The sequence below is a fragment of the Aureitalea sp. L0-47 genome, from assembly GCF_026126405.1.
Taxonomy (GTDB): Bacteria; Bacteroidota; Bacteroidia; order Flavobacteriales; family Flavobacteriaceae; genus Pukyongia.
On the sequence record NZ_JAFMTQ010000012.1, the window covers coordinates 42,216 to 62,536 of the forward strand.

General features: G+C 42.8%; 18 protein-coding genes. 10 read left to right on the forward strand and 8 right to left on the reverse strand.

The window, feature by feature from the left end; translation table 11 throughout:
• Positions 1-9: 9 nt before the first annotated feature.
• Both J1N09_RS11655 and J1N09_RS11660 read left to right on the forward strand, forming a co-directional pair.
• Positions 10-636, forward strand: a complete 627-nt coding sequence (locus J1N09_RS11655) for a hypothetical protein (protein WP_265200391.1) — start codon at positions 10-12, stop codon at positions 634-636.
• Positions 637-829: 193 nt separating this feature from the next.
• Positions 830-1,852, forward strand: coding sequence for a threonine aldolase family protein (locus tag J1N09_RS11660; RefSeq protein WP_265200392.1), 1,023 nt, complete (start codon positions 830-832; stop codon positions 1,850-1,852).
• 48 nt (positions 1,853-1,900) lie between these two features.
• Here the strand turns inward: J1N09_RS11660 and J1N09_RS11665 are convergent, their stop codons facing one another.
• Complete coding sequence (locus J1N09_RS11665) at positions 1,901-2,221, reverse strand: YegP family protein (protein WP_265200393.1); 321 nt, start codon at positions 2,219-2,221, stop codon at positions 1,901-1,903.
• Between the two features lie 219 nt (positions 2,222-2,440).
• On the opposite strand from J1N09_RS11665, the gene J1N09_RS11670 reads away from it, so the two are divergent.
• Positions 2,441-3,544, forward strand: a complete 1,104-nt coding sequence (locus J1N09_RS11670; RefSeq protein ID WP_265200394.1) for an OmpA family protein — start codon at positions 2,441-2,443, stop codon at positions 3,542-3,544.
• Between the two features lie 111 nt (positions 3,545-3,655).
• Positions 3,656-4,102, forward strand: coding sequence for a thioredoxin family protein (locus tag J1N09_RS11675; RefSeq protein WP_265200395.1), 447 nt, complete (start codon positions 3,656-3,658; stop codon positions 4,100-4,102).
• A gap of 2 nt (positions 4,103-4,104) precedes the next feature.
• Here the strand turns inward: J1N09_RS11675 and J1N09_RS11680 are convergent, their stop codons facing one another.
• Positions 4,105-4,431, reverse strand: a complete 327-nt coding sequence (locus J1N09_RS11680; protein WP_265200396.1) for a YbaB/EbfC family nucleoid-associated protein — start codon at positions 4,429-4,431, stop codon at positions 4,105-4,107.
• A 65-nt stretch (positions 4,432-4,496) separates the two neighbouring features.
• Here J1N09_RS11680 and J1N09_RS11685 point away from each other — a divergent pair, with 65 nt between their 5' ends.
• The 3 genes from J1N09_RS11685 to J1N09_RS11695 all read left to right on the forward strand — a co-directional run bounded on the left by J1N09_RS11685 (position 4,497) and on the right by J1N09_RS11695 (position 9,146).
• Entirely contained in the window at positions 4,497-6,635 is a 2,139-nt protein-coding gene (locus tag J1N09_RS11685) for a S9 family peptidase (protein ID WP_265200397.1), read from the forward strand.
• A 79-nt stretch (positions 6,636-6,714) separates the two neighbouring features.
• Positions 6,715-7,752, forward strand: coding sequence for a PLP-dependent cysteine synthase family protein (locus J1N09_RS11690; protein ID WP_265200398.1), 1,038 nt, complete (start codon positions 6,715-6,717; stop codon positions 7,750-7,752).
• A 134-nt stretch (positions 7,753-7,886) separates the two neighbouring features.
• Positions 7,887-9,146 (forward strand): aminotransferase class I/II-fold pyridoxal phosphate-dependent enzyme, encoded by a 1,260-nt coding sequence (locus tag J1N09_RS11695; protein ID WP_265200399.1) that lies wholly within the window; start codon positions 7,887-7,889, stop codon positions 9,144-9,146.
• Positions 9,147-9,195: 49 nt separating this feature from the next.
• Here the strand turns inward: J1N09_RS11695 and J1N09_RS11700 are convergent, their stop codons facing one another.
• From J1N09_RS11700 to J1N09_RS11710, 3 genes are read right to left on the reverse strand one after another with little or no spacing between them, the layout of a single operon-like run.
• The gene (locus J1N09_RS11700) at positions 9,196-10,149 is read right to left on the reverse strand and encodes a transglutaminase domain-containing protein (RefSeq protein ID WP_265200400.1); all 954 of its coding nucleotides are present in this window, start codon (positions 10,147-10,149) and stop codon (positions 9,196-9,198) included.
• A 29-nt stretch (positions 10,150-10,178) separates the two neighbouring features.
• A complete protein-coding gene (locus J1N09_RS11705) occupies positions 10,179-11,297 on the reverse strand; it encodes a GTP cyclohydrolase (RefSeq protein WP_265200401.1) in 1,119 nt (372 codons plus the stop codon).
• Between the two features lie 12 nt (positions 11,298-11,309).
• Positions 11,310-12,326 (reverse strand): transporter, encoded by a 1,017-nt coding sequence (locus tag J1N09_RS11710; RefSeq protein WP_265200402.1) that lies wholly within the window; start codon positions 12,324-12,326, stop codon positions 11,310-11,312.
• 104 nt (positions 12,327-12,430) lie between these two features.
• Here J1N09_RS11710 and J1N09_RS11715 point away from each other — a divergent pair, with 104 nt between their 5' ends.
• The 3 genes from J1N09_RS11715 to J1N09_RS11725 all read left to right on the forward strand — a co-directional run bounded on the left by J1N09_RS11715 (position 12,431) and on the right by J1N09_RS11725 (position 16,597).
• On the forward strand, positions 12,431-12,697 hold the full coding sequence (locus J1N09_RS11715) for a DUF4834 family protein (RefSeq protein ID WP_265200403.1): 267 nt from the start codon (positions 12,431-12,433) through the stop codon (positions 12,695-12,697).
• A 28-nt stretch (positions 12,698-12,725) separates the two neighbouring features.
• Positions 12,726-15,170 carry a YfhO family protein gene (locus tag J1N09_RS11720; protein WP_265200404.1) on the forward strand — a complete coding sequence of 815 codons (2,445 nt, stop codon included), beginning with the start codon at positions 12,726-12,728 and terminating at the stop codon, positions 15,168-15,170.
• Positions 15,171-15,319: 149 nt separating this feature from the next.
• Positions 15,320-16,597, forward strand: coding sequence for a glycosyltransferase family 4 protein (locus J1N09_RS11725; protein WP_265200405.1), 1,278 nt, complete (start codon positions 15,320-15,322; stop codon positions 16,595-16,597).
• A 68-nt stretch (positions 16,598-16,665) separates the two neighbouring features.
• On the opposite strand, the gene J1N09_RS11730 is transcribed toward J1N09_RS11725, so the two are convergent.
• The 3 genes from J1N09_RS11730 to J1N09_RS11740 all read right to left on the reverse strand — a co-directional run bounded on the left by J1N09_RS11730 (position 16,666) and on the right by J1N09_RS11740 (position 20,224).
• Entirely contained in the window at positions 16,666-17,985 is a 1,320-nt protein-coding gene (locus J1N09_RS11730) for an MSCRAMM family adhesin SdrC (protein WP_265200406.1), read from the reverse strand.
• Positions 17,986-18,323: 338 nt separating this feature from the next.
• The gene (locus J1N09_RS11735; protein WP_265200407.1) at positions 18,324-18,950 is read right to left on the reverse strand and encodes a hypothetical protein; all 627 of its coding nucleotides are present in this window, start codon (positions 18,948-18,950) and stop codon (positions 18,324-18,326) included.
• A gap of 380 nt (positions 18,951-19,330) precedes the next feature.
• Positions 19,331-20,224, reverse strand: coding sequence for a T9SS type A sorting domain-containing protein (locus J1N09_RS11740; protein ID WP_265200408.1), 894 nt, complete (start codon positions 20,222-20,224; stop codon positions 19,331-19,333).
• Positions 20,225-20,321 lie beyond the last annotated feature (97 nt).

Below are 20,321 nucleotides of genomic sequence, written 5' to 3' on the forward strand. Positions count from 1 at the left end.
ACCTCACACATGAAAAGATTAATACTTGTTTTAGCGCTCCTTTTTATCTTTCAATTGAATGCTCAGCGAGATGAGGCATTTGTAGATCAACAACTTTCGGAATTCACCAACAAACTGGAGGAACGCTCTATTAGTTCGTGGTTCTCGGTAAAAAGATATTGTACCGGAAGTATCGAAATGTTTCTAATGGAGGACGGATCCTGGTGTTCTTCTAAAGGGACGTATTATGAAACCTATGTGGTGTGGACTGAAAATGATGGTGCCTCGATGATAAAGAAGGTAGACAACTGCGGTTTGTTCTTTTCAATCCCATTGAAATCGGATGAATTAACCAAGTTTTTCAATGAAAATCTAAACGAATTAACTACCACTACAGTAAAAAACTACAGGGCTGATAATATTACGGGAAACCCTGAACTAAGCACATCGATTCATTCATGTAAGCGCTCTTATACATTCAGAAATAGTAGTGGGGTATCCGAAACAAATTACGATTTGTTCGATCTTTCCACCTCGGAAAAGCATCCCAATATTCACTACAAGCATAACAATGCGTTAAAGATCGTTGAACTAGATAAAATGATTGATGAGGTCATCGAGAACTTACAATCCAAATTCAGGCGACAAAAACAATAAATGAGATAGAAGTCTGAAGTCCGAAGTCCGGAGTCCGAAGTCAGAAGTCCGAAGTCCGGAGTCCGAAGTCAGAAGTCCGAAGTCAGGAGTCAGAAGTCAGGAGTCCGAAGCTGGAAGTGAATAATGAGATAGTAAGAACAAACAACTCAACGAATCAACAAATCAACAAATCAACAAAAATCCATAACACCCAATGCGAATAGACTTACGAAGCGATACGGTTACCCGACCTACGCCGGGCATGCTGGAAGCCATAATGAATGCCGAAACCGGTGATGATGTGTACAAGGAAGATCCTACGGTAAACGAGTTAGAAGATCGTATGGCAAAACTCTTCGGCATGGACGAGGCGCTATTTTTTCCTTCCGGAAGCATGGCCAACCAGGCGGCGATAAAACTTCATACCAATCCGGGGGAACAGCTCATCTGTGATAAATGGGCACACGTTTTCAATTACGAAGGAGGTGGTGCTTCTTTCAATAGTGGTGTGAGTTGCAAACTGGTAGATGGAGATCGTGGTATGATCAATGCGGCACAGGTTTTAAACGCAATAAATCCGCCGGATTTCTATCACAGTCCGCTAACCACTCTTGTCTGCCTGGAAAACACCACCAACAAAGGAGGAGGTGCCTGCTATGAATTGGATACTATACGTGAAATTCGGGAAGTGTGTGATAAGCACCAGCTCGGACTTCACCTGGACGGGGCTCGACTAATGAACGCCATAGTTGCAAAAGATCAGGACCCTAAGGATTTTGGCTCATTGGCCGACACCATTTCAGTCTGTTTTAGTAAAGGATTAGGCACTCCGTTGGGTACAGTACTTGTTGGTAAAAAAGAACGGATGAAAAACGCCATTCGCGTTCGGAAGATCTTAGGTGGGGGAATGCGACAGGTAGGTTACATGGCAGCAGCAGGTTTATATGCACTGGATCATCATGTTTCAAGATTGTCCGAAGATCATAAACGTGCGAAGGAGATTTCGGAAGTATTAAAGGAATCCGACTTTGTGCGCAAAGTGGAACCTACTGAAACCAATATTGTTATATTTTATTTGAATGAGAACCTTTCCGAAGAAAAATTCATAAATGACCTAAAGGGAGAGGATATACATATAAGTAATATGGGTGATGGTAAACTTAGAATCGTCACTCACCTGGATTACACTTCAGAGATGCATTCGAAGTTTCTCGATGTTCTTAAGAACTACAAATAAAAAACCCCTCGGATAGAGGGGTCTTTAATTTTTTAAGGAAGAATAAATTTACTCTACTTCCTTTACGTCAGCTCCGGGGGCGTTCTTTTTAACAGAATCGATCCCGTTATTCATTCCGCTCTCAGCGGCATACATTTGGCTGCTTCCAACGATTTGTCCATTAGTGGACTTTAGGTTGAAGTGGAATTTTCCATTTTTTGCAGTCTTTCTTTCGAAGCAATTGTCATCACCACAATTTTTCTTAACAGACTCGATACCATTCATGGCACCGGACTTAGAAGAATACATTTGGCTTGAAAGGATCACCTGCCCATTTCCAGCCTTCAATACGAAGTGATATTTGTCTCCGCTTTGCTTTAATTCGAACATATTTTAGTGTTTAGAGATTAGACATGTTAACGAATACGAAGTTCTGAAAAAATTTCCGATTAAAAAAAGGACGAAGGCTCCGAGTTTATCGACAAAATGCACTTTTGGTCGTTTTTAACATACGGCTAATCGAAAAGCAATTTTTCGCTATTCGTTAGTGCGTCCGATGTGGGTAGTTTTGCACTACAAACAATTCGTAATCACTAAAACATCAACACTATGAAGAAACTTCTATTAACCGGAATCTTGGTCTTGACAGCATCGATAACCTTTGCTCAGGACCTTCCATCAAATCCTGAGCCAGGGAAATGTTATGTTCGTTGTACCACACCGGATGTTTACGTAAATGAAACTGTTCAGGTGATGGTAAGACCTGCCTACAAAAAAATGAGAACCGTTCCTGCTCAATACGAAACTGTTACAGAGCGTGTAATGGTAAAGGCTCCCGGAACGAAAATGAGAGTAATACCTGAAAAGTGGGGAACTGAAACAGTAACTTATGTAAAGAAACAAGCTGCTTCTACTTTAAGTGTAAACCCTGCTTCATTCAGAAGCGATTCAGAAACACTGGAAATCAAACCAGCTTACGCGCAATGGGAACTTGGTGCTCCGGCTCCTGATTGTGACTCGTCGAATCCTAACGATTGCCGCTACTGGTGTTACAAAGGATACCCGGCCGAGTACACTACCGTTTCTGTAACTCGATTGGCTACAGATGCTTCTGCCAACAGATCAAATGTACCGGAAAGAATGGGATCGTATACTAAGCGCGTAGTAGTTGAGCCTGCTCGTGTAGTTGAAGAAGAAATTCCTGCAGAGTATGCGAACATCACAAGAACTGTACTTGTAAAAGACGCTGAAGTTATTGAAGAGACTATTCCCGCCGAATATAAGACAGTAACTAAAGAAGTTCTTAAAACTAAAGGTGGACTTACTACCTGGAAAGAAGTAGAATGTGAACTAGTAGAGTACCAGGCACTTCCAATCAACTGGAACCTGGGAAGCGCTTCGCTTACTCCACAAGCTAAGAATCTTATCGACACAAGACTAATGCCAGTACTAGCTCAAAACCCTGGTGTAAAACTTGAGATCGCTTCTCATACCGATTCAAGAGGAACCAAGGATTCTAACCAGAACTTATCTGAAAGAAGAGCCCAGGCTGTTGCTAATTACCTTCAAACGAAAGGTGTTAACCCAAGTTTGTTAGTTGCTAACGGATACGGTGAAAACCGCTTAAAGAATCGTTGTTCAGACGGTGTTTCATGTACTGAAAGAGAACATGCTGTTAACCGTAGAACAGAATTCAGATTGATTAATAATTAATTGATTGTCAAACCATCAACGTGGTAAAAAGGATTCCCTGATTTGGGAATCCTTTTTTTTTAATGCATATTTGGCATAGAAAATGTGTCTCAAATCATAAAATTTTCTACCATGAAGTATTTGTTTCTGATTGTGTTCCTCGGAATGAGCACAATAAACCTCGCCCAGGAAGAATACCAGGTAAACTGGCTGACAAACCTTGAAGAAGCACGTGAGATTTCAAAAAAAAACAAGAAACCTATTCTTGTTTACTTTACCGGAAGCGATTGGTGCTCGCCTTGCAAAATGTTAAAAACGGATTTCTTCGAACATCCCGACTTCATAGAAAAAAGCGAATCCTTTGTTTTGGTACTGATAGACTACCCAAGGCGTGTAGATATTATTTCCGAAGAACAAATGGCCTACAACAAAGAAGTTATAGCAAACCTGAACAGGAACAAGACCTTTCCTAAACTTCTGATATTGAACAGTAAGGGAAAGAAAAAAGATGAAATATCTGGTTACAGTCCGCTAAGGGACACCAGCAGCCACTTCGCTTTTATTGCCCGTAATATTTAAGCTTATTTGAACATTCCGTCCATCCCGGGAATGTTCGGCATACCCTCCTTGGCCACAGCTGCAATCTCTGTTTCATGAACATTTGTAGCTTTTTCAATCGCCCTGTTCAGCGTAAGAACAAGATAATCCTCCAGTTGCTCCTTATCTTCAAGTAATTGATCTTCGATCTCAATTGATTTGATCTCTCGATTTGCGGTCAAGGTAACAGTAAGCATCCCGTCACTGCTTTTCTCGTCCACCATAACAGTATCGAGACGTTTTTTTGTGGCTTCTACCTTCTCCCGGGTCTCTTTAAGTTTCCCCATCATACCCATAATATCTCCAAACATATTTCCAAATTTTAATTTGAAAGCAAATTTAGTATTTTGTGCGACTAAAATTCAATTTAAATCAGATGCAATATTTAATCGTAGTTTCCATGGCATCCCTTATTTTTGCCACTTCCTGTGAAAAGAATTCAAAGACTAAGAAAAGCATGGATATCACTCCCCCCAAGGCCGAAAAAATAGCTAAGCACCTTGAAATGCACGGTGATGTCCGTGTAGACGACTATTTCTGGCTCAATAAAAAGGACGATCCCGAAGTAATCGACTACCTGGAGCGAGAGAACGATTATTACAGCAAGATGACAGCAGACACCGATGAATTCAAGGATGCTCTGTTTGAAGAATTAAAGAGCAGGATCAAAGAGGATGATGAGTCTGTTCCTTACTTCTACAACGGTTATTATTACATCACTCGTTATGAAACGGGTAAGGATTATCCTATCTACACAAGAAAGAAAGGCTCGCTGGATGCAGCCGAGGAGGTCCTGTTCGATGTAAACGAAATGGCCGAAGGCTACTCATTCTATAACCTCAGAGGAATTAACGTTAGCCCCGATAATAAATGGGCTGCATACGGGGTGGATACCCTCAGCCGAAGGAAATACAACATTCATATCAAGAACCTGGAGACCGGGGAGATACTGGACGATATAATTCCACTAACCACCGGTACTTCAACATGGGCAAACGACAATAAGACATTGTTTTATACTCAAAAGGATGAACAGACGCTGCGATCGGACAAGATATATCGACACCTGCGTGGTTCAGACGCACAGGATGATGTATTGATTTATACTGAAGAAGACGAAACCTTTGGAACCTATGTGTACAAATCAAAGTCTCGCGAGTACCTGATAATAGGTTGTTACTCTACACTTACTTCCGAATTCCATATCCTGGATGCAGATAATCCCGATGGAGAATTTAAGGTCTTCCAGCCCAGGGTTCGAGGCCTCGAATACAATATTAGTCATTACGATGGGAATTTCTATGTGCTCACCAATAAAGACGGAGCTAAGAATTTCAAACTGATGAAAACACCCGAGAATGCTATAGAGATGGAGAATTGGGAAGAATTGATCCCTCACCGGGATGATGTTCTCCTTGAGGATGTGGATATTTTCAAGGATTACTATGTAGTAAGTGAGCGAAGCAACGGACTCAATAAACTTAAGATCAATCCCTGGGACGATAGTAAGGAAGCTTACTTCCTGCCATTCGACAATGAAACCTATAGGGCGTTTACCATGCAGAATCCCGAATTCGATACCAAGATTCTCCGATATAACTACAATTCCCTTACTACCCCTGCTTCGGTGATCGATTTTAACATGGAAACCCGTGAAAAGGAGATCAAAAAGGAAGTTGAGGTGCTGGGAGGAAAATTCGATAAGAATAACTACGAGTCCAAACGGGTTTGGGCAACGGCGGAAGATGGCACTGAGATCCCGATTTCCATGGTGTATCGAAAAGGTATGGAACAAAACGGGAAAAACCCGCTCTTGCTCTACGGTTATGGGTCCTATGGGTCTACAATCGACCCCTATTTCTCAAGCAGCAGGCTATCCCTGCTGGACAGAGGGTTTATTTACGCAATTGCCCACGTAAGGGGAAGCGAGTATTTAGGGCGACAATGGTACGAAGATGGAAAACTTCTGAATAAGAAAAACACTTTTACGGATTTTGTGGATGCATCCAAATATCTTATTGCTGAAAAGTATACCTCCCCGGAACATATGTACGCTTCGGGAGGATCAGCAGGCGGATTGTTGATGGGTGCCATTTTGAATCTTTCTCCCGAAAGTTATAACGGGGTGATCGCGGCAGTGCCTTTCGTAGATGTGGTCACTACTATGCTCGACGACAGTATACCACTTACTACGGGTGAGTACGATGAGTGGGGTAACCCAAATGATAAGGAATACTATGAGTATATGAAATCTTATTCTCCCTACGATAATGTTCTAAAGACAGACTATCCGAATATTTTCGTGACAACAGGTTACCACGATTCCCAGGTTCAGTATTGGGAACCAGCCAAATGGGTAGCCAAATTGCGCGAATATAATACGAGCGAAAATATGATCCTGTTTCACACCAATATGGACGCCGGACATGGAGGTGCTTCCGGGCGTTTTCAGGCGTTGAAGGAACTTGCGATGGACTATGCATTCCTGCTGAGTTTGGAAGGAATTACCGACTAATTAAAATTTTTGATGTACCTTTGACCCGTTCAGGAAATGAGGAGTTTATCTCCTCATTCAACTAACAAAACCTCTCTTTATGAAAGAAGCTATAAAGGCCCACAAGAATGTGTTGGAATTAATAGGTAAAACTCCGTTAATAGAACTCAACAACATTACAAAAGGCATGAAAGGCAACTACTACGCAAAGGTAGAGGCTTTCAACCCAGGGCATTCAGCTAAAGATCGCATTGCACTTTATATCATTGAAAAGGCGGAAAAAGAAGGAATTCTTTCTCCGGGTGATACCATTATCGAGACGACCAGTGGAAATACAGGTTTTAGTATTGCTATGGTAAGTATTCTGAAAGGATATGAGTGTATTTTGGCGGTTAGTTCTAAATCTTCAAAAGATAAGATCGACATGCTGAAAAGCATGGGGGCTCAGGTGTATGTTTGTCCGGCAAATGTTGCCGCAGACGACCCGCGATCCTATTATGAAGTGGCAAAGCGACTTCACAGTGAAATTGCCAATTCCGTATACATCAATCAGTATTTTAATACCTTGAATATCGACGCTCATTACGAGACCACGGGACCCGAGATCTGGGAGCAAACGGGTGGACAAGTTACGCACCTGGTGGCTTGCAGTGGCACCGGAGGAACGATTTCAGGAATATCCAGATATTTAAAGGAACAAAATCCTGATGTAAAAGTAATAGGGATCGACGCCTACGGATCGGTTCTTCAGAAATACCACGAAACAGGGAAATTCGATAAGAACGAGATCTATCCGTACCGCATTGAAGGACTGGGTAAGAACCTGGTGCCGGATGCTACTGATTTTAAGAGTATTGATCGGTTTGTAAAAGTAACCGATGAGGAGAGCGCCTTGACAGCCAGGGAGCTGGCCATGAAAGAAGGGTTATTCCTGGGATATACAAGTGGAGCAGCCATGCAAGGCCTGCGTCAATTGGAGGAAGAAGGTGTTTTCGACGCTAACAGTAATATTGTAGTTGTATTCCCGGACCACGGTTCGCGTTACATGAGCAAAGTTTACAGTGACGATTGGATGGAGAAGCAGGGATTTGGTGAGGTGGAAAATATCGAGGTCATGAATGTCCAATATGTTAAATAATATATTAGCCTAAACAGCTAAAGCCATCTGCGTCAATCAGGTGGCTTTTTTTATGGCTCCAACTCCTACAAAAATAGTATGGTTATACGGATAGAATTAACTAATTTTGTCGCTTGATTAACATTTGATGATACATGAGAGATCTATTTGAGAAGATTTACCGAGACAAAGGACCCCTAGGAAAATGGGCGGAGCAGGCTGAAGGTTACTTTGTATTTCCCAAATTGGAAGGCCCTATTGGAAACAGAATGCGGTTCAATGGAAAAGAAGTGATCACCTGGAGTGTGAACGATTACCTTGGTCTTGCAAATCACCCCGAAGTTCGTAAAGTAGATGCCGAAGCTGCCGCTAGTTATGGCTCAGCTTATCCAATGGGTGCTCGTATGATGAGTGGTCATACAGACCTTCACGAGCAACTTCAGAAGGAATTAGCAGCATTCGTAAGCAAAGAGGCCGCATATCTATTGAATTTCGGTTACCAGGGAATGGTATCTACCATCGATGCGCTAGTTTCAAAAGATGATGTTATCGTTTACGATGTAGATGCCCACGCTTGTATTATCGACGGTGTTCGCTTACACCTCGGTCAGCGATTTACCTATAAACACAATGATCTCGAAAGTATAGAGAAGAATCTTAAACGAGCAGAGAAAGTTGCCGAAAAGACCGGAGGTGGGATCTTATTGATTTCTGAAGGTGTATTCGGAATGCGTGGTGAACAAGGAAGGTTGAAAGAGATCGTTGAACTAAAGAAAAAATACAATTTCCGTCTCTTTGTTGACGACGCTCATGGTTTTGGAACCTTAGGAAAAACTGGAGCCGGAGCAGGAGAGGAGCAGGGTGTTCAAGATGATATCGACGTGTATTTCGCAACCTTTGCGAAATCCATGGCGAGCACGGGAGCATTCATAGCAGCAGATGAAGAGATCATCAATTATCTGAAATATAACCTGCGTTCGCAAATGTTCGCTAAGTCACTTCAGATGCAGTTAGTAGTCGGAGCCCTGAAACGTCTCGATATGATGCGTTCCAGCACAGAATATAAAGATAAACTGTGGGAGAATGTAAACGCTCTTCAGGGAGGACTTCGTGAGAGAGGTTTCGATCTGGGAACTACTCAAAGTTGTGTTACTCCTGTATACCTCAAAGGAACTATTCCAGAGGCTATGGCCTTAGTAAAAGACCTTCGTGAGAATCACGGAGTGTTCTGTTCCATAGTAGTTTACCCGGTGATACCTAAAGGATTGATTTTATTAAGAATGATCCCAACGGCCAATCATACCATGGAAGATATCAACGAGACACTGGAGGCCTTTAGTGCTATCCGCGAACGTCTTGAGAATGGAACTTACAAGCGCCTTTCAGCAGCCGTAGCTGCAGCCATGGGCGAATAATTTCAGAAAAATATAAATGGAAACCATCCGTTGATTTCGGATGGTTTTTTTATGACTTCACTTTAAAACCGAAGATAGCTTCAGAGTCGATGTAGATAAGCAATTCATGATCCACTTTGTTCGGTAGGGAAACCTGAAAGCTGTATTTGTTATTGCTAACCGTGAGTTCCCCAACATCAAGCCACCCTCCGTTGTAGTACATACGGATCCGAGATATGGGAACCTCGCTTTCTATTTCAAAAGAATGCGTTTCTTTTCTCTCTAGAGTTCCTGAAGTTGGTTTATTGAGCCTATAGTCGGTCAATCCTGCTTCGTAAACCAGCGGGCGGTTCAGGAAATCTTCTTTTCCAATAATTTCATTCAGCAAAGAATCCCTGGAGTCCTGGGGATAATGATTTCTAACGAAGATCTCCGGTGGTGTAAGGAAATAGACATCGGTAACTTCCCTCACAAAACGATTCCCGTTCATATATCCCGCACCCCAGGTGCTGTCCACCAGGTAGTCTTCATCGTCTATGGTTACAATGTTCCAGGCATGATTCGATTCGAATTCTGAAGCGATATCGGAAAGAAACGATTTACCAAAACCTCTTACTATTTTACAAGGTATTCCCAGTTGATCGCATAGTTCCTTGAAGAGCATTGAATAGCCATGACAGACCGCTTTCTTTGTCTTTAGAGTGATAGTGGCTGTACGCTCCTGGTATTGCCTTAATTTTTCAATTCGCTCCTTTTCCGAACGGTACGAGATACTCATTGTACTTCGTGCATCGTAACTATAAGCCACGTTATTGGTTATCCAACTGTAAATAGCTCTCACTTTTTCCAGGTTGGTATCGAAATCCTGGTCGATCATTTCGGCCAGCTGCTCAACCGTGTTAAAACGAATGGTAGGGTAGGTCTTTACTTTGGCATCTACGGCGGATAGACTCTGGCCATAACTGAGAGAAGTCGCAAGAAATACGATTGTGAAGAATAATTTCAGAAGTGTTTTTCCAAACATATTGGAGAATCGAACAAAAATCGTGCCTGCTAGAGATCTATCCTGAAGGTGCTCCGCTCCTTGTGTTGTTTAGGGTCATAATCCTTCCAAAGCAACTGCACCGCAGTATTCTCAATCAGTTCCGGGTTGGTTTCAACGGTTACTATCCCTTTTTGGTTGAACAGGTGCTGCATTTCTTCGAATATAATAGCTGTCACTCCTTTTCCCTGGTATTCCGGGTCGATTCCAATTAGGTAAAAAGCAGCTGTATCGTTCTTTTTCTGGGCCTGAAGTATGTGCCACCACCCGAATGGGAGCAATTTACCATTCGCTTTTTTCAGCGCCTTGCTGAAGGATGGCATTACCACCGAGAAAGCGATCAATTTACCTTCTTCATCCTTAATACAGGTGATATAATCCGGATGAATAAATCCGAAATACTTTTCCTTGTAATAATCTATCTGGTACTGCTGAATAGGGACGAATGTTTGAAGCGTATTGTATGTGTTATTCAGTAAACCAAACATGGCATCCACGTAGGGCAGGATCTCTTTTTTATTCTGAAAACGAATTACAGATAACTTATATCGTTGCCGTACCAATTTTGAGAATTTCGCTACTTTTCCTTTAATTTCGTTCGGAATCTTTAGGCGATATTCCACCCAGGTAGCTTGTTTTTCAAAGCCAAGCTTCTTGAAATGCTCTGCATAATACGGGTGATGGTACCAGGTGATCATGGTATTCATCTCCTCGTACCCTTTTGTTAGTATCCCTGCTTTCTCCATGTTTGAGAAACCAACAGGCCCTTCGGCATATTCCAGCTTGAGTGAGTGGCCTTTTTCAAAAACCTTATCCAGTAATGCTTTGGAAACTTCGATGTCATCAATAACATCAAACCATCCAAACCTGACCTTCTTTTTGCGCATTTCAGTGATCTCAAGGTGATTCACTATCACCGCGATTCGTCCGGAGAGTTTGCCATCTTTATAAGCCAGATAGTATGTTGCCTCAGCGTTTTTAGCAACGGGGTTTTTTGAAAGGTCCAGCGTCTCCATTTCATCCTTGACCAACGGAGGGACCCAATATGGATGATTCTTATATAGCTGAAAAGGAAAGGTTACAAACTTCTTCAGCTCTTTTTTGGTGGTTACTTTGGTAATTTCAATCATACGCCATTACTACTATTGGAGTCCGCCTCCATCACCTTCATCTTCAACAAAATTATCGCGACGCTTTCTGTTCTTCTTTTTCTTTTTTGATTTCTTTCCTTTGTCAGCTCGCTTATTATCTCTTCCTTTTTTGCCTTTTTCCTCAATATACTCATCCTGGTCGTGCATATCAAAACGATAGGCCACCCCAATGCGTCCGTAGAACACAGAAGGTGTGTCTTTAAAATTAAGCGTTACAGAGGCATCTACATGTAAATTCTCGCTAATTAGCGCCGCCGCACCGCCACGTAGTAACTGATCGGCATAGAAATCACTCTTGAATCCCTGGTTCTCCACGAAGATCGAAAAATAATCATTCGTGGCATGAGTAAGAGTAACAATGTAGCCGTAACTGGGAAAATCGGTCGTTATCCTGTCTGCGATGATGTTTGTCACTAAGACAAATCCACCAATCCAATTGTTCTGGGTGGAAAGTATCACCTTCGGACTAATTGTCGACTCCTGCTCCGGTGAAAAGGGGTTGTCGGCAAAATCAAAGTTGGCCCCAGCATATACTGAGACTGCCGGGATGAGGTCTTTCCACTGCCATTTGTTGTTTGCTCTCCAACTGTATAGATTGGGTCCCTTTTCCTCCATTTTACGGTAAGGATCGTAGACCAGGTATTTTGCTCCAAGGGTATTACTTCGGAAATTTCGCTGGGTGTATTCAAAAGGCAAGGCACCTCGCATGTCGGTAACATTGTCACTTTGGAATGAGCCGATGAGGCTTACTTCAAGTTCTTCGCGCCAAAATCCATAACGCACGCTGTAATCAATGGCAAATACATTGGTTTCTGTCTCCAGTAATTCGTGCTTTTCCTTCCCATAACTAAGTCCCGATTCGAATTGAAGTACATTTTTCCCCACCGAGAAAGCGCCCTGGGAAACTCCGGGTCGGTTGGTGTTTATCATGTCTGTGTACTGGGCATTTAGTGGTCCGAAACTAAACAGGAACAAAGCGGGGAGTAGCAGAGATGTTATTCGGGTCATGGACATGGGTTTAGTTCAAAGATATACTATTTTATAATTTATTTAATAGATGATTTTGGTCTTTTTACGACTCATTAATTACATTTGAACAGTATATAATCTATATGATCACATTTCTGAAAACGGTTTTAATTATACTTCTGGTATACCTGGGAGTAAAGTTTTTGTTTAAGCTTCTCAAACCCTATATAGTTCGCTTCCTGATGAAAAAAGCAGGTAAACAATTCGAGCGTTCTTTCGGAGCTAATCCGTTCCAGGAGCCTGAGCCCACCAAAAAGGAAGGCAGTGTGACCATAGATAAGATGCCACCAAAGAAAAGAAAGGCTACATCTACCGTAGGAGAATACGTGGATTACGAAGAAATTGATTAATTTTCAAGCTTCTTAACACACTCCTTCTATGGATCGACTAAAGGGCTTTTTACCTCATATAATCGTACTTATACTGTTTGTAATCGCCTCCCTGGCTTATTTTAATCCTGTGCTTCAGGGAAAGAAAATATTCCAAAGCGACATCGTTCAGTATACCGGGATGGCGAAGCAGCAGAACGATTATCGAAAGACAACAGGTGAAGAGACCTATTGGACGAATTCCGCCTTTGGAGGGATGCCAACCTACCAGCTGGGAGCGAAATACCCGTATAACTTCATCAAGAAACTCGATCTAACACTTCGATTCCTCCCACGGCCGGCAGATTATTTATTCCTTTACTTTTTTTCCATCTATATACTTTTCCTGGTACTGAAGATCGATTACAAACTCGCGTTCCTGGGAGCCATAGCCTTCGGGTTTTCAACCTATTTGATAATCATACTGGGAGTAGGGCACAATGCCAAGGCCCATGCCATTGCTTATATGCCTCTGGTTTTAAGCGGGATCATACTCACTTTCCGAGGGAAATACCTCTGGGGATTCGTATTGACCACTATTGCTTTAGCGCTAGAACTGGTGGCGAATCACTTTCAGATGACCTATTACCTTCTATTGTTGGTACTCTGCCTGGGTGTTGCTTATCTAATCGACGCCTATCGGAAGAAGAAACTGCCGCATTTCTTTAAGTCGGTAGCCATCATGATGGCCGGTGTGCTCATCGCCGTTGGCCTGAATGCCACTAATATCCTGGCAACCAAAGAATATGCGGATACTTCGACTCGAGGTAATAGTGAGCTAACCATCAACCCGGATGGCAGCCCGAAAGAGGGCAGCGGCGGTCTGAGTTACGAGTATATTACCGAATACAGTTATGGTAAGTTGGAGAGTTTTAACCTTTTCATTCCTCGATTTATGGGAGGCGGATCCAGTGAACCTCTGCCGGAGGACGGCAACACCCTGGACGAATTGATAAAATTAGGAGCCTCACCACAGGAAGCTGCTGAAATTGTAACTCAACTGCCTGTGTATTGGGGGGACCAACCTATTGTGGCTGCCCCGGCTTATATTGGAGCCATAATGATATTCCTTGCGGTATTGGCTTTATTCCTTGTTAAAGGAAGGATCAAATGGTGGCTTACGGCCGGTTTATTGCTGAGCCTTTTCCTCTCATGGGGTGATAATTTCAGATTCCTAACAGAATTCTTTATTGACTTTGTGCCGCTGTATAACAAATTCAGGGCGGTATCCTCCATTCAGGTGATCATCGAATTGGTGGTGCCCATCCTGGCCGTGGTAGGACTTCATCAGTATTTCAACGATTTTGTAAAACCGGAGCAGCGTAAGAAAGCACTGCTATGGGCTACAGGAATTACCGGTGGCCTGGCACTAATTTTCTTAGTGGGGAAATCGGCTATTCCGGGGCTGGATTTCGCTAGTCCTTATGATCAGGACCTGAGAGAACAATTGGGAACACCCCTGGTAGAAGCCATACGCGATGACCGTGCTGCTTTGTTCAACACAGATGTTATACGCTCCCTGGTGGCAGTTTTACTGGCCGCAGCGGTGCTTTGGTTCTTTCTGAAAGGAAAACTAAAGGAGATCTACGCCATAGGGGTACTGGTGCTGTTAATTACCCTGGACCTTGTTGGAGTGAATCTGCGCTATGTGAACAACGACGATTTTGTAAGTGCACGGATCATGGATCAACCGTTTCAGAAGAATCCCGCAGATATGCAGATCCTGGAGGACGAAGGACATTTCAGGGTATACGATATCACGACGAATCCATTCAGCAGTGGAAGGGCAAGTTATTTCCACAATGCATTAGGAGGTTATCATGCAGCTAAGCCCGGTAGAATACAGGATCTGGATGATTTTTATTTAGCGGAAGGTGACATAGGAGTTTTGAATATGCTCAATGTACGCTACATCATCGGTGAAAGTCCTAATGGCGGCCCTGTGGCGCAGCGCAATCCATTTGCGAATGGAAATGCGTGGTTCCCCGAAAGTGTGTTGCTGGCCGAGAGTGCCAACGAAGAGATCTTATTACTCGATAGCCTGGATACAAAGCGTACCGTGGTTGTTCATGCCGAATTTAAAGACAAACTACCGCTGGCCGAGATGGCCCGGGATTCCACAGCGAGTATTGATCTCACCGAAGTTAAACCGGACTACCTGGTGTATGAGAGCAGCTCGAAAACAGCACAACTGGCAGTATTTTCCGAAGTGTACTATCCGCATGGCTGGAATGCCTATGTGAATGGTGAATTAACCGAACATATTAGGGTGAACTACGCCTTGAGGGCTCTCCCGTTACCCGCCGGGAATCACAGGGTTGAATTCAAGTTCGAAGCCCAGGTGATCAAAACAGGTGGCACCATTGCATTAGTAAGTTTTATATTACTAGTTCTGATCGTAGCTGGCGGCTATTGGTGGAGTAGAAAGCAGGAAGTAAGTAGTTCCGAAGAATAAATCGTGAAACGAGCGTAAACAAAATTAATTATTTGCTTATCTGATGAAATAATTAAATTTTTTATGCGAGAACGAGCATGGCGAGTGGTTACACACGTCCTCAATTTTATAATTAACATATAATGGGATAATTACTAAAATTTAAACGTGTGAAACGGGTTCTGATCATAACATATTACTGGCCCCCCGCAGGAGGTCCGGGTGTGCAGCGATGGCTGTACTTCGCTAAATACCTCAAGGATTTTGGTGTGGAGCCCGTGGTGTATGTGCCTGAGAACCCTACTTATCCTATCGTAGATGATGCAATGACGGACAAAACCCCCGATGTTGAGGTGGTTAAAAGACCTATCCGTGAGCCTTATAAAATGGCCAAATTCCTTTCAAAGAAACGAACACAGCAGATCAGTCGCGGTATTATTTCTGAAAAGGATCCGTCATCTTTGGAAAAAATGATGCTATTTGTTCGAGGGAATTACTTCATCCCCGATGCAAGGGTAGGGTGGGTAAAGCCTTCGGTTGTATTCCTTCGGAATTTTTTAACCGAAAGAAGCTTTGATGTCATAATCACTACCGGTCCGCCGCATAGCATGCACCTCATCGGACTTGAACTGAAAAAGATACTCGATATCCCCTGGGTAGCCGATTTTCGGGACCCATGGACCACTATTCACTACCACAAATCTATGCGACTTACGAAAGCTTCAGAAGCGAAGCACAAGAAACTGGAGGCTGATGTCCTGAATAGTGCCGATCATATCGTGGTTACCAGCAAGACCACCAAAAAGGAGTTTTCAGAAATAACAAAAAAGCCAATCTCGGTGATCACCAATGGCTATGAGATCACGGAAAGCATAACTTCTGAGCTCGATAATGAATTTACCTTGGCTCACATCGGTTCGCTCTTAAGCGATCGCAACCCGGAAACACTCTGGAAAGTGCTCAAAGAAGTTACTGAAGAAGATACCGATTTTAGAAAGGAACTTAGAATCTCGTTAACCGGTGTCGTAGGGGAGGAGGTGCTGCAAAGTATCAGAGAACACGGCTTGGAGCAGAATTTAATTGTGAACGGCTATGTGTCCCACGCTGAAGCTAAACGGCTTCAGCACAGCGCCCAGGTGTTATTATTGCTTGAAATGGATAAGGAGGAGACCAGGGCGATTATTCCAGGGAAACTATTTGAGTACCTGGCGGCAGGACGCCCAATCCTGAGTATAGGTCCGGAAGGAAGTGACATAAGTGATATTCTTTCCGAGACAGAGAGTGGTGCTTTCTTTACTCCTTCCGAAGCATCTGACTTGAAGGAACAGATTCTTCGCTATTATTCTGAATACAAATCCGGGGCATTTCATACCCAGCCTAAGAATATAAATAAGTACAGTAGGAGGGAACTCACCAGGGTGCTTAGCGATCTGATAAAGTCGTTATAAGAGCGAAACCCCCGTGCATCGCTATATTGCGAATTACGAGGGTTTCTAACTAACCAACCAAAAAACTTTTACATTCCGCGACGGCTTCTGCTTGAGCTTCGCGTTTTGTTCGAACTTCTGTTTCCTGAAGGTCTCGAACGATTTACTGTACTGCTTTTATTCACTTTCTGTCTGCTGGAGTTGTTATAAGAACGACTCTTATTTCGAGAACTTGAACTTCTGCTGGATACAGCACTTTTATTACGTGATGGTGTGCTCCTGTTATAGGTGGATTTTCTATTATTCTTTGGTCTGTTCGAGCTTACGCTTGGACGAGACTTGTACGTATTTCTATTAGAGTTCACCTTTGGACGTGACTTGTTGTTTCCTCTTGAAGTCGTAGCCTTACGGTTGTTCCCTTTGTAAGTAGAACTTCCTTTTCGATTCACATCACTGCGATTTCGAGAGATGGTACCACGATCGCTGCGGTTTACTACCTTATTGTTTCTTGCAACCGCATTTCCGTTGCGTGAGTTGTTATAGTTGTTTCCACTTCGGGATACACCTTTGTTATTATCGGAGCGATTCACACCCTTTCTGTTGTTCAAGCGATCTGAGCGCTTGTTGCTCTTTGCGTTCCTGGCCACCGCATCACGTCTGCCGTGATTTGAGACCATAGTATTTCGCCTGTTGGGTTTGAAGTCCCTATTGATCGCAGTCCTGCCGTCTCGATAATGGATACGACTACCTGGTCTGTGAAAACTACGTCTTCCATTGGCATAAGCTATACGTCCTCTGCTTCCATAATGTACCCTGTGATACGCATATGAGTAGCGAATAGGAGTGTAATAAGCTCTGTACGGATAGTCATATACTATACAGTTACTCCATAGTGGTCTGAAGTACCATACGTGCCATGGTCTCCATACATATCTTGGTGTCCAAAAGTTGATATACCCGGTATAGTAATCGAATCCACCCCAGGAGTTATAGAAGACACGCAAGCCACCCACGCGCACTATGCGCCTGTCGCGGTAACGAATATCCGTATTACCTGCCTGGATGATTCGTCCGTAATGATCGTAATAGATCGGAATATCTTCGATCTGGATTACGGCACCGTAGTCGTCATACTGAACATATGGATCGTAGTTGTAACCCGAGTTGAAGTTAAGGCTCACATTATTGGTGTTAATGTTCACGTTAACGTTTCCATTCGCATCTCTACCGAGATAGACAAAATCGAATTGTCCATCGGGAAATACCGAAAATTCAACTGCGCCTTCGATAAATACGTAAGCGCTTCCGTCGTAAGAATAAGATCCTGTAGCTGCTGCACTATTGTGGTTCGCCTTGGCGGTAAAACCTACCAAAAGGATTCCGAATAAGAGGGTTACTAACTTTTTCATAATTCTGGGTTTTAAATTGTACTTGCTTCACTTTTGGTTGAATCAGCAATACGTTTATTTAAATACACAGACCGTGCCAAAGTCTTAAATGCTTGATTATGAGAGGGGAGTTGCGTGGTGAGTAGTGAGAAGTGAGAAGTGAGAGGTGAATAGTGATTGGTGGATTGTCAGTTCGAGTGATCCGACTGCGGCGGATTGTATCGAGAACCTTTGTGAGATAATCTTTAAGCTTTAAGAATCGATTTGGAGTGAAGCGAGAAATCTTTTAGAATGAAAAATCCGCCGGAACTTGAGAGTATCCGACGGATTTAAAAACTAACCAACCAAAAAACTATGTATTAATGTGTTTTTCTATTTTTTCTGCGATTGTGGCTCCAATCATCGTTCCATTCGTCATAAAAATCATCGCCATCCCAATCGTTATTATTTCTATACCAATCATCGTGCCAAAATCTTTTGTTGTGTCTGTTTACATGTCCGATCGTGGTACGAATCTTACCCCTTCGGTTGTATAAAACCTGTAGGTTTCCAACAGTATGGAGTAGTCCGCGATGATAGGTCATTGCTACAGATCCAATGTATTTTACACGACCGTCTCTTCGGTAACGGATGAGTACGGGACCAATTGCTTTGATGCGTCCGTGTCTGCCGTATCTCACTCTAAACCTTTCAATAGGTCTTGTGTTCGCATAGGTTACACCTCCAGGGGTTGAATTGTAATAACTCGTGTTGTAGTTCCATCGTCCACGTTGTGAGTGGTAGGGGCTATAAAGTGGTCGAAATTTGAACGATCCATCGGTAGCAACCGAGTACAGTACACCATTTTCTACAAAACGAATTTCATGCGAATTGTAATAGCGATCGTAATTACCCGGTAAGTGATCTACATTTCTGATGCGTTGGGAAAAAGTCTGCGTAGTCATTCCAAAAAGGAACAGTGCTACTAGTAAAATACTTTTTTTCATAATCAATGTATTTTGGGTTATTCGGCATAATTAGCGATGCCGACTTACGCTATTCGGTTACAAAAAACCAATAGCCGTGCCAAAAATGTAAGTAATTGATTATGAGTTTATTAGTTTATGAGTTTAGAAGATTTATGGATTTTTGGACTGTTGGATTATTAGATGGTTGGTATCTTGGTATGTTAGTATTCTGGTATTTTAGTTTGTTGATAGAATGGTCTGCTTAAGCAACAAACTAACGACCCACAACCGACATCGGACATCGGACATCGGAAATCGGACATCCACAACCCACAACCCACAACTCACAACCCACAACTGACAACCGACAACTGACAACTGACAACTGACAACTGACAACCCACAACCGAAGCCTACATCTATTTCACAATAAACCGCTCCGTTTTGTTCACTTTGTTTTCGCTAATTGCCCGGTAGAAATAAATACCGGCAGAAAAGTCCATGGCGTTGATCGTTAGGTAATTCTTTGTTATTGTTGCTTCGGAAATAACCTTTCCGGTGATATCATAAATGCGCACAGTATCCACGTTTAATTCCGAAGGTAACTGAAGAATTGATATATCCTGAACCGGGTTAGGGGCAAGAACTATTTGGTCTTTTGAGTTATCAGGAACTGAAAGATTGGTATTGTCGCAGGCTGTGGCGTTGTTGAAGAAATAAGTGGTTCCGTTTTTCGTAAAGCATACCAGGTAGCGGCTGCCAATATCGATCACATCACCAACGGGGTCAAATCCTAAGGTAGAACCTATGCCTTCGATCCATTGACATTGCACACTGAATTCACTTATATAGTCGAAGGTGATCACCACCCTGTTTTGGTTGGCGATGAATTCAGTGGTTCTATCTGTTACGGTCATTTCCAAAGGCCCATTATAAAACCCCAATGCACCACAAAAACCCTCGAAAATGATCTGGGGGAATTCAAAAGTATCTCCAATTTCAAGGGTGAAGTCATAAATGATGACTTCCTCGTTCGCATTCGTATCATACCTATACACAATGCCATTCTCTTCTCGTACCAGGCAGCTTCCAAGTTCACCGTCGATATACACCGATTTATACGTCTCATTATTGATCACGGTTTCACCTGCTACATAATTCTCACTGGAAACAATCCCGGTTTGCCCTCCACCGAAAGGATCTACGTAGAAGTCGGTATTCCAGACATGATCTTCATCCAGCATGGGTAAATAGGGTTGAGCGAAAGATAAATTCAGAAAAAGGATAAATCCAACGAGTAGAAATCGTTTCATAACAGACACATTAACGGTTAGGAGGTTTGCCGATCCAAATTTTCGCCATGGACCAGAAAACCAACCCTTAAAGTTATTAAAAAAATGTCTGAAATGC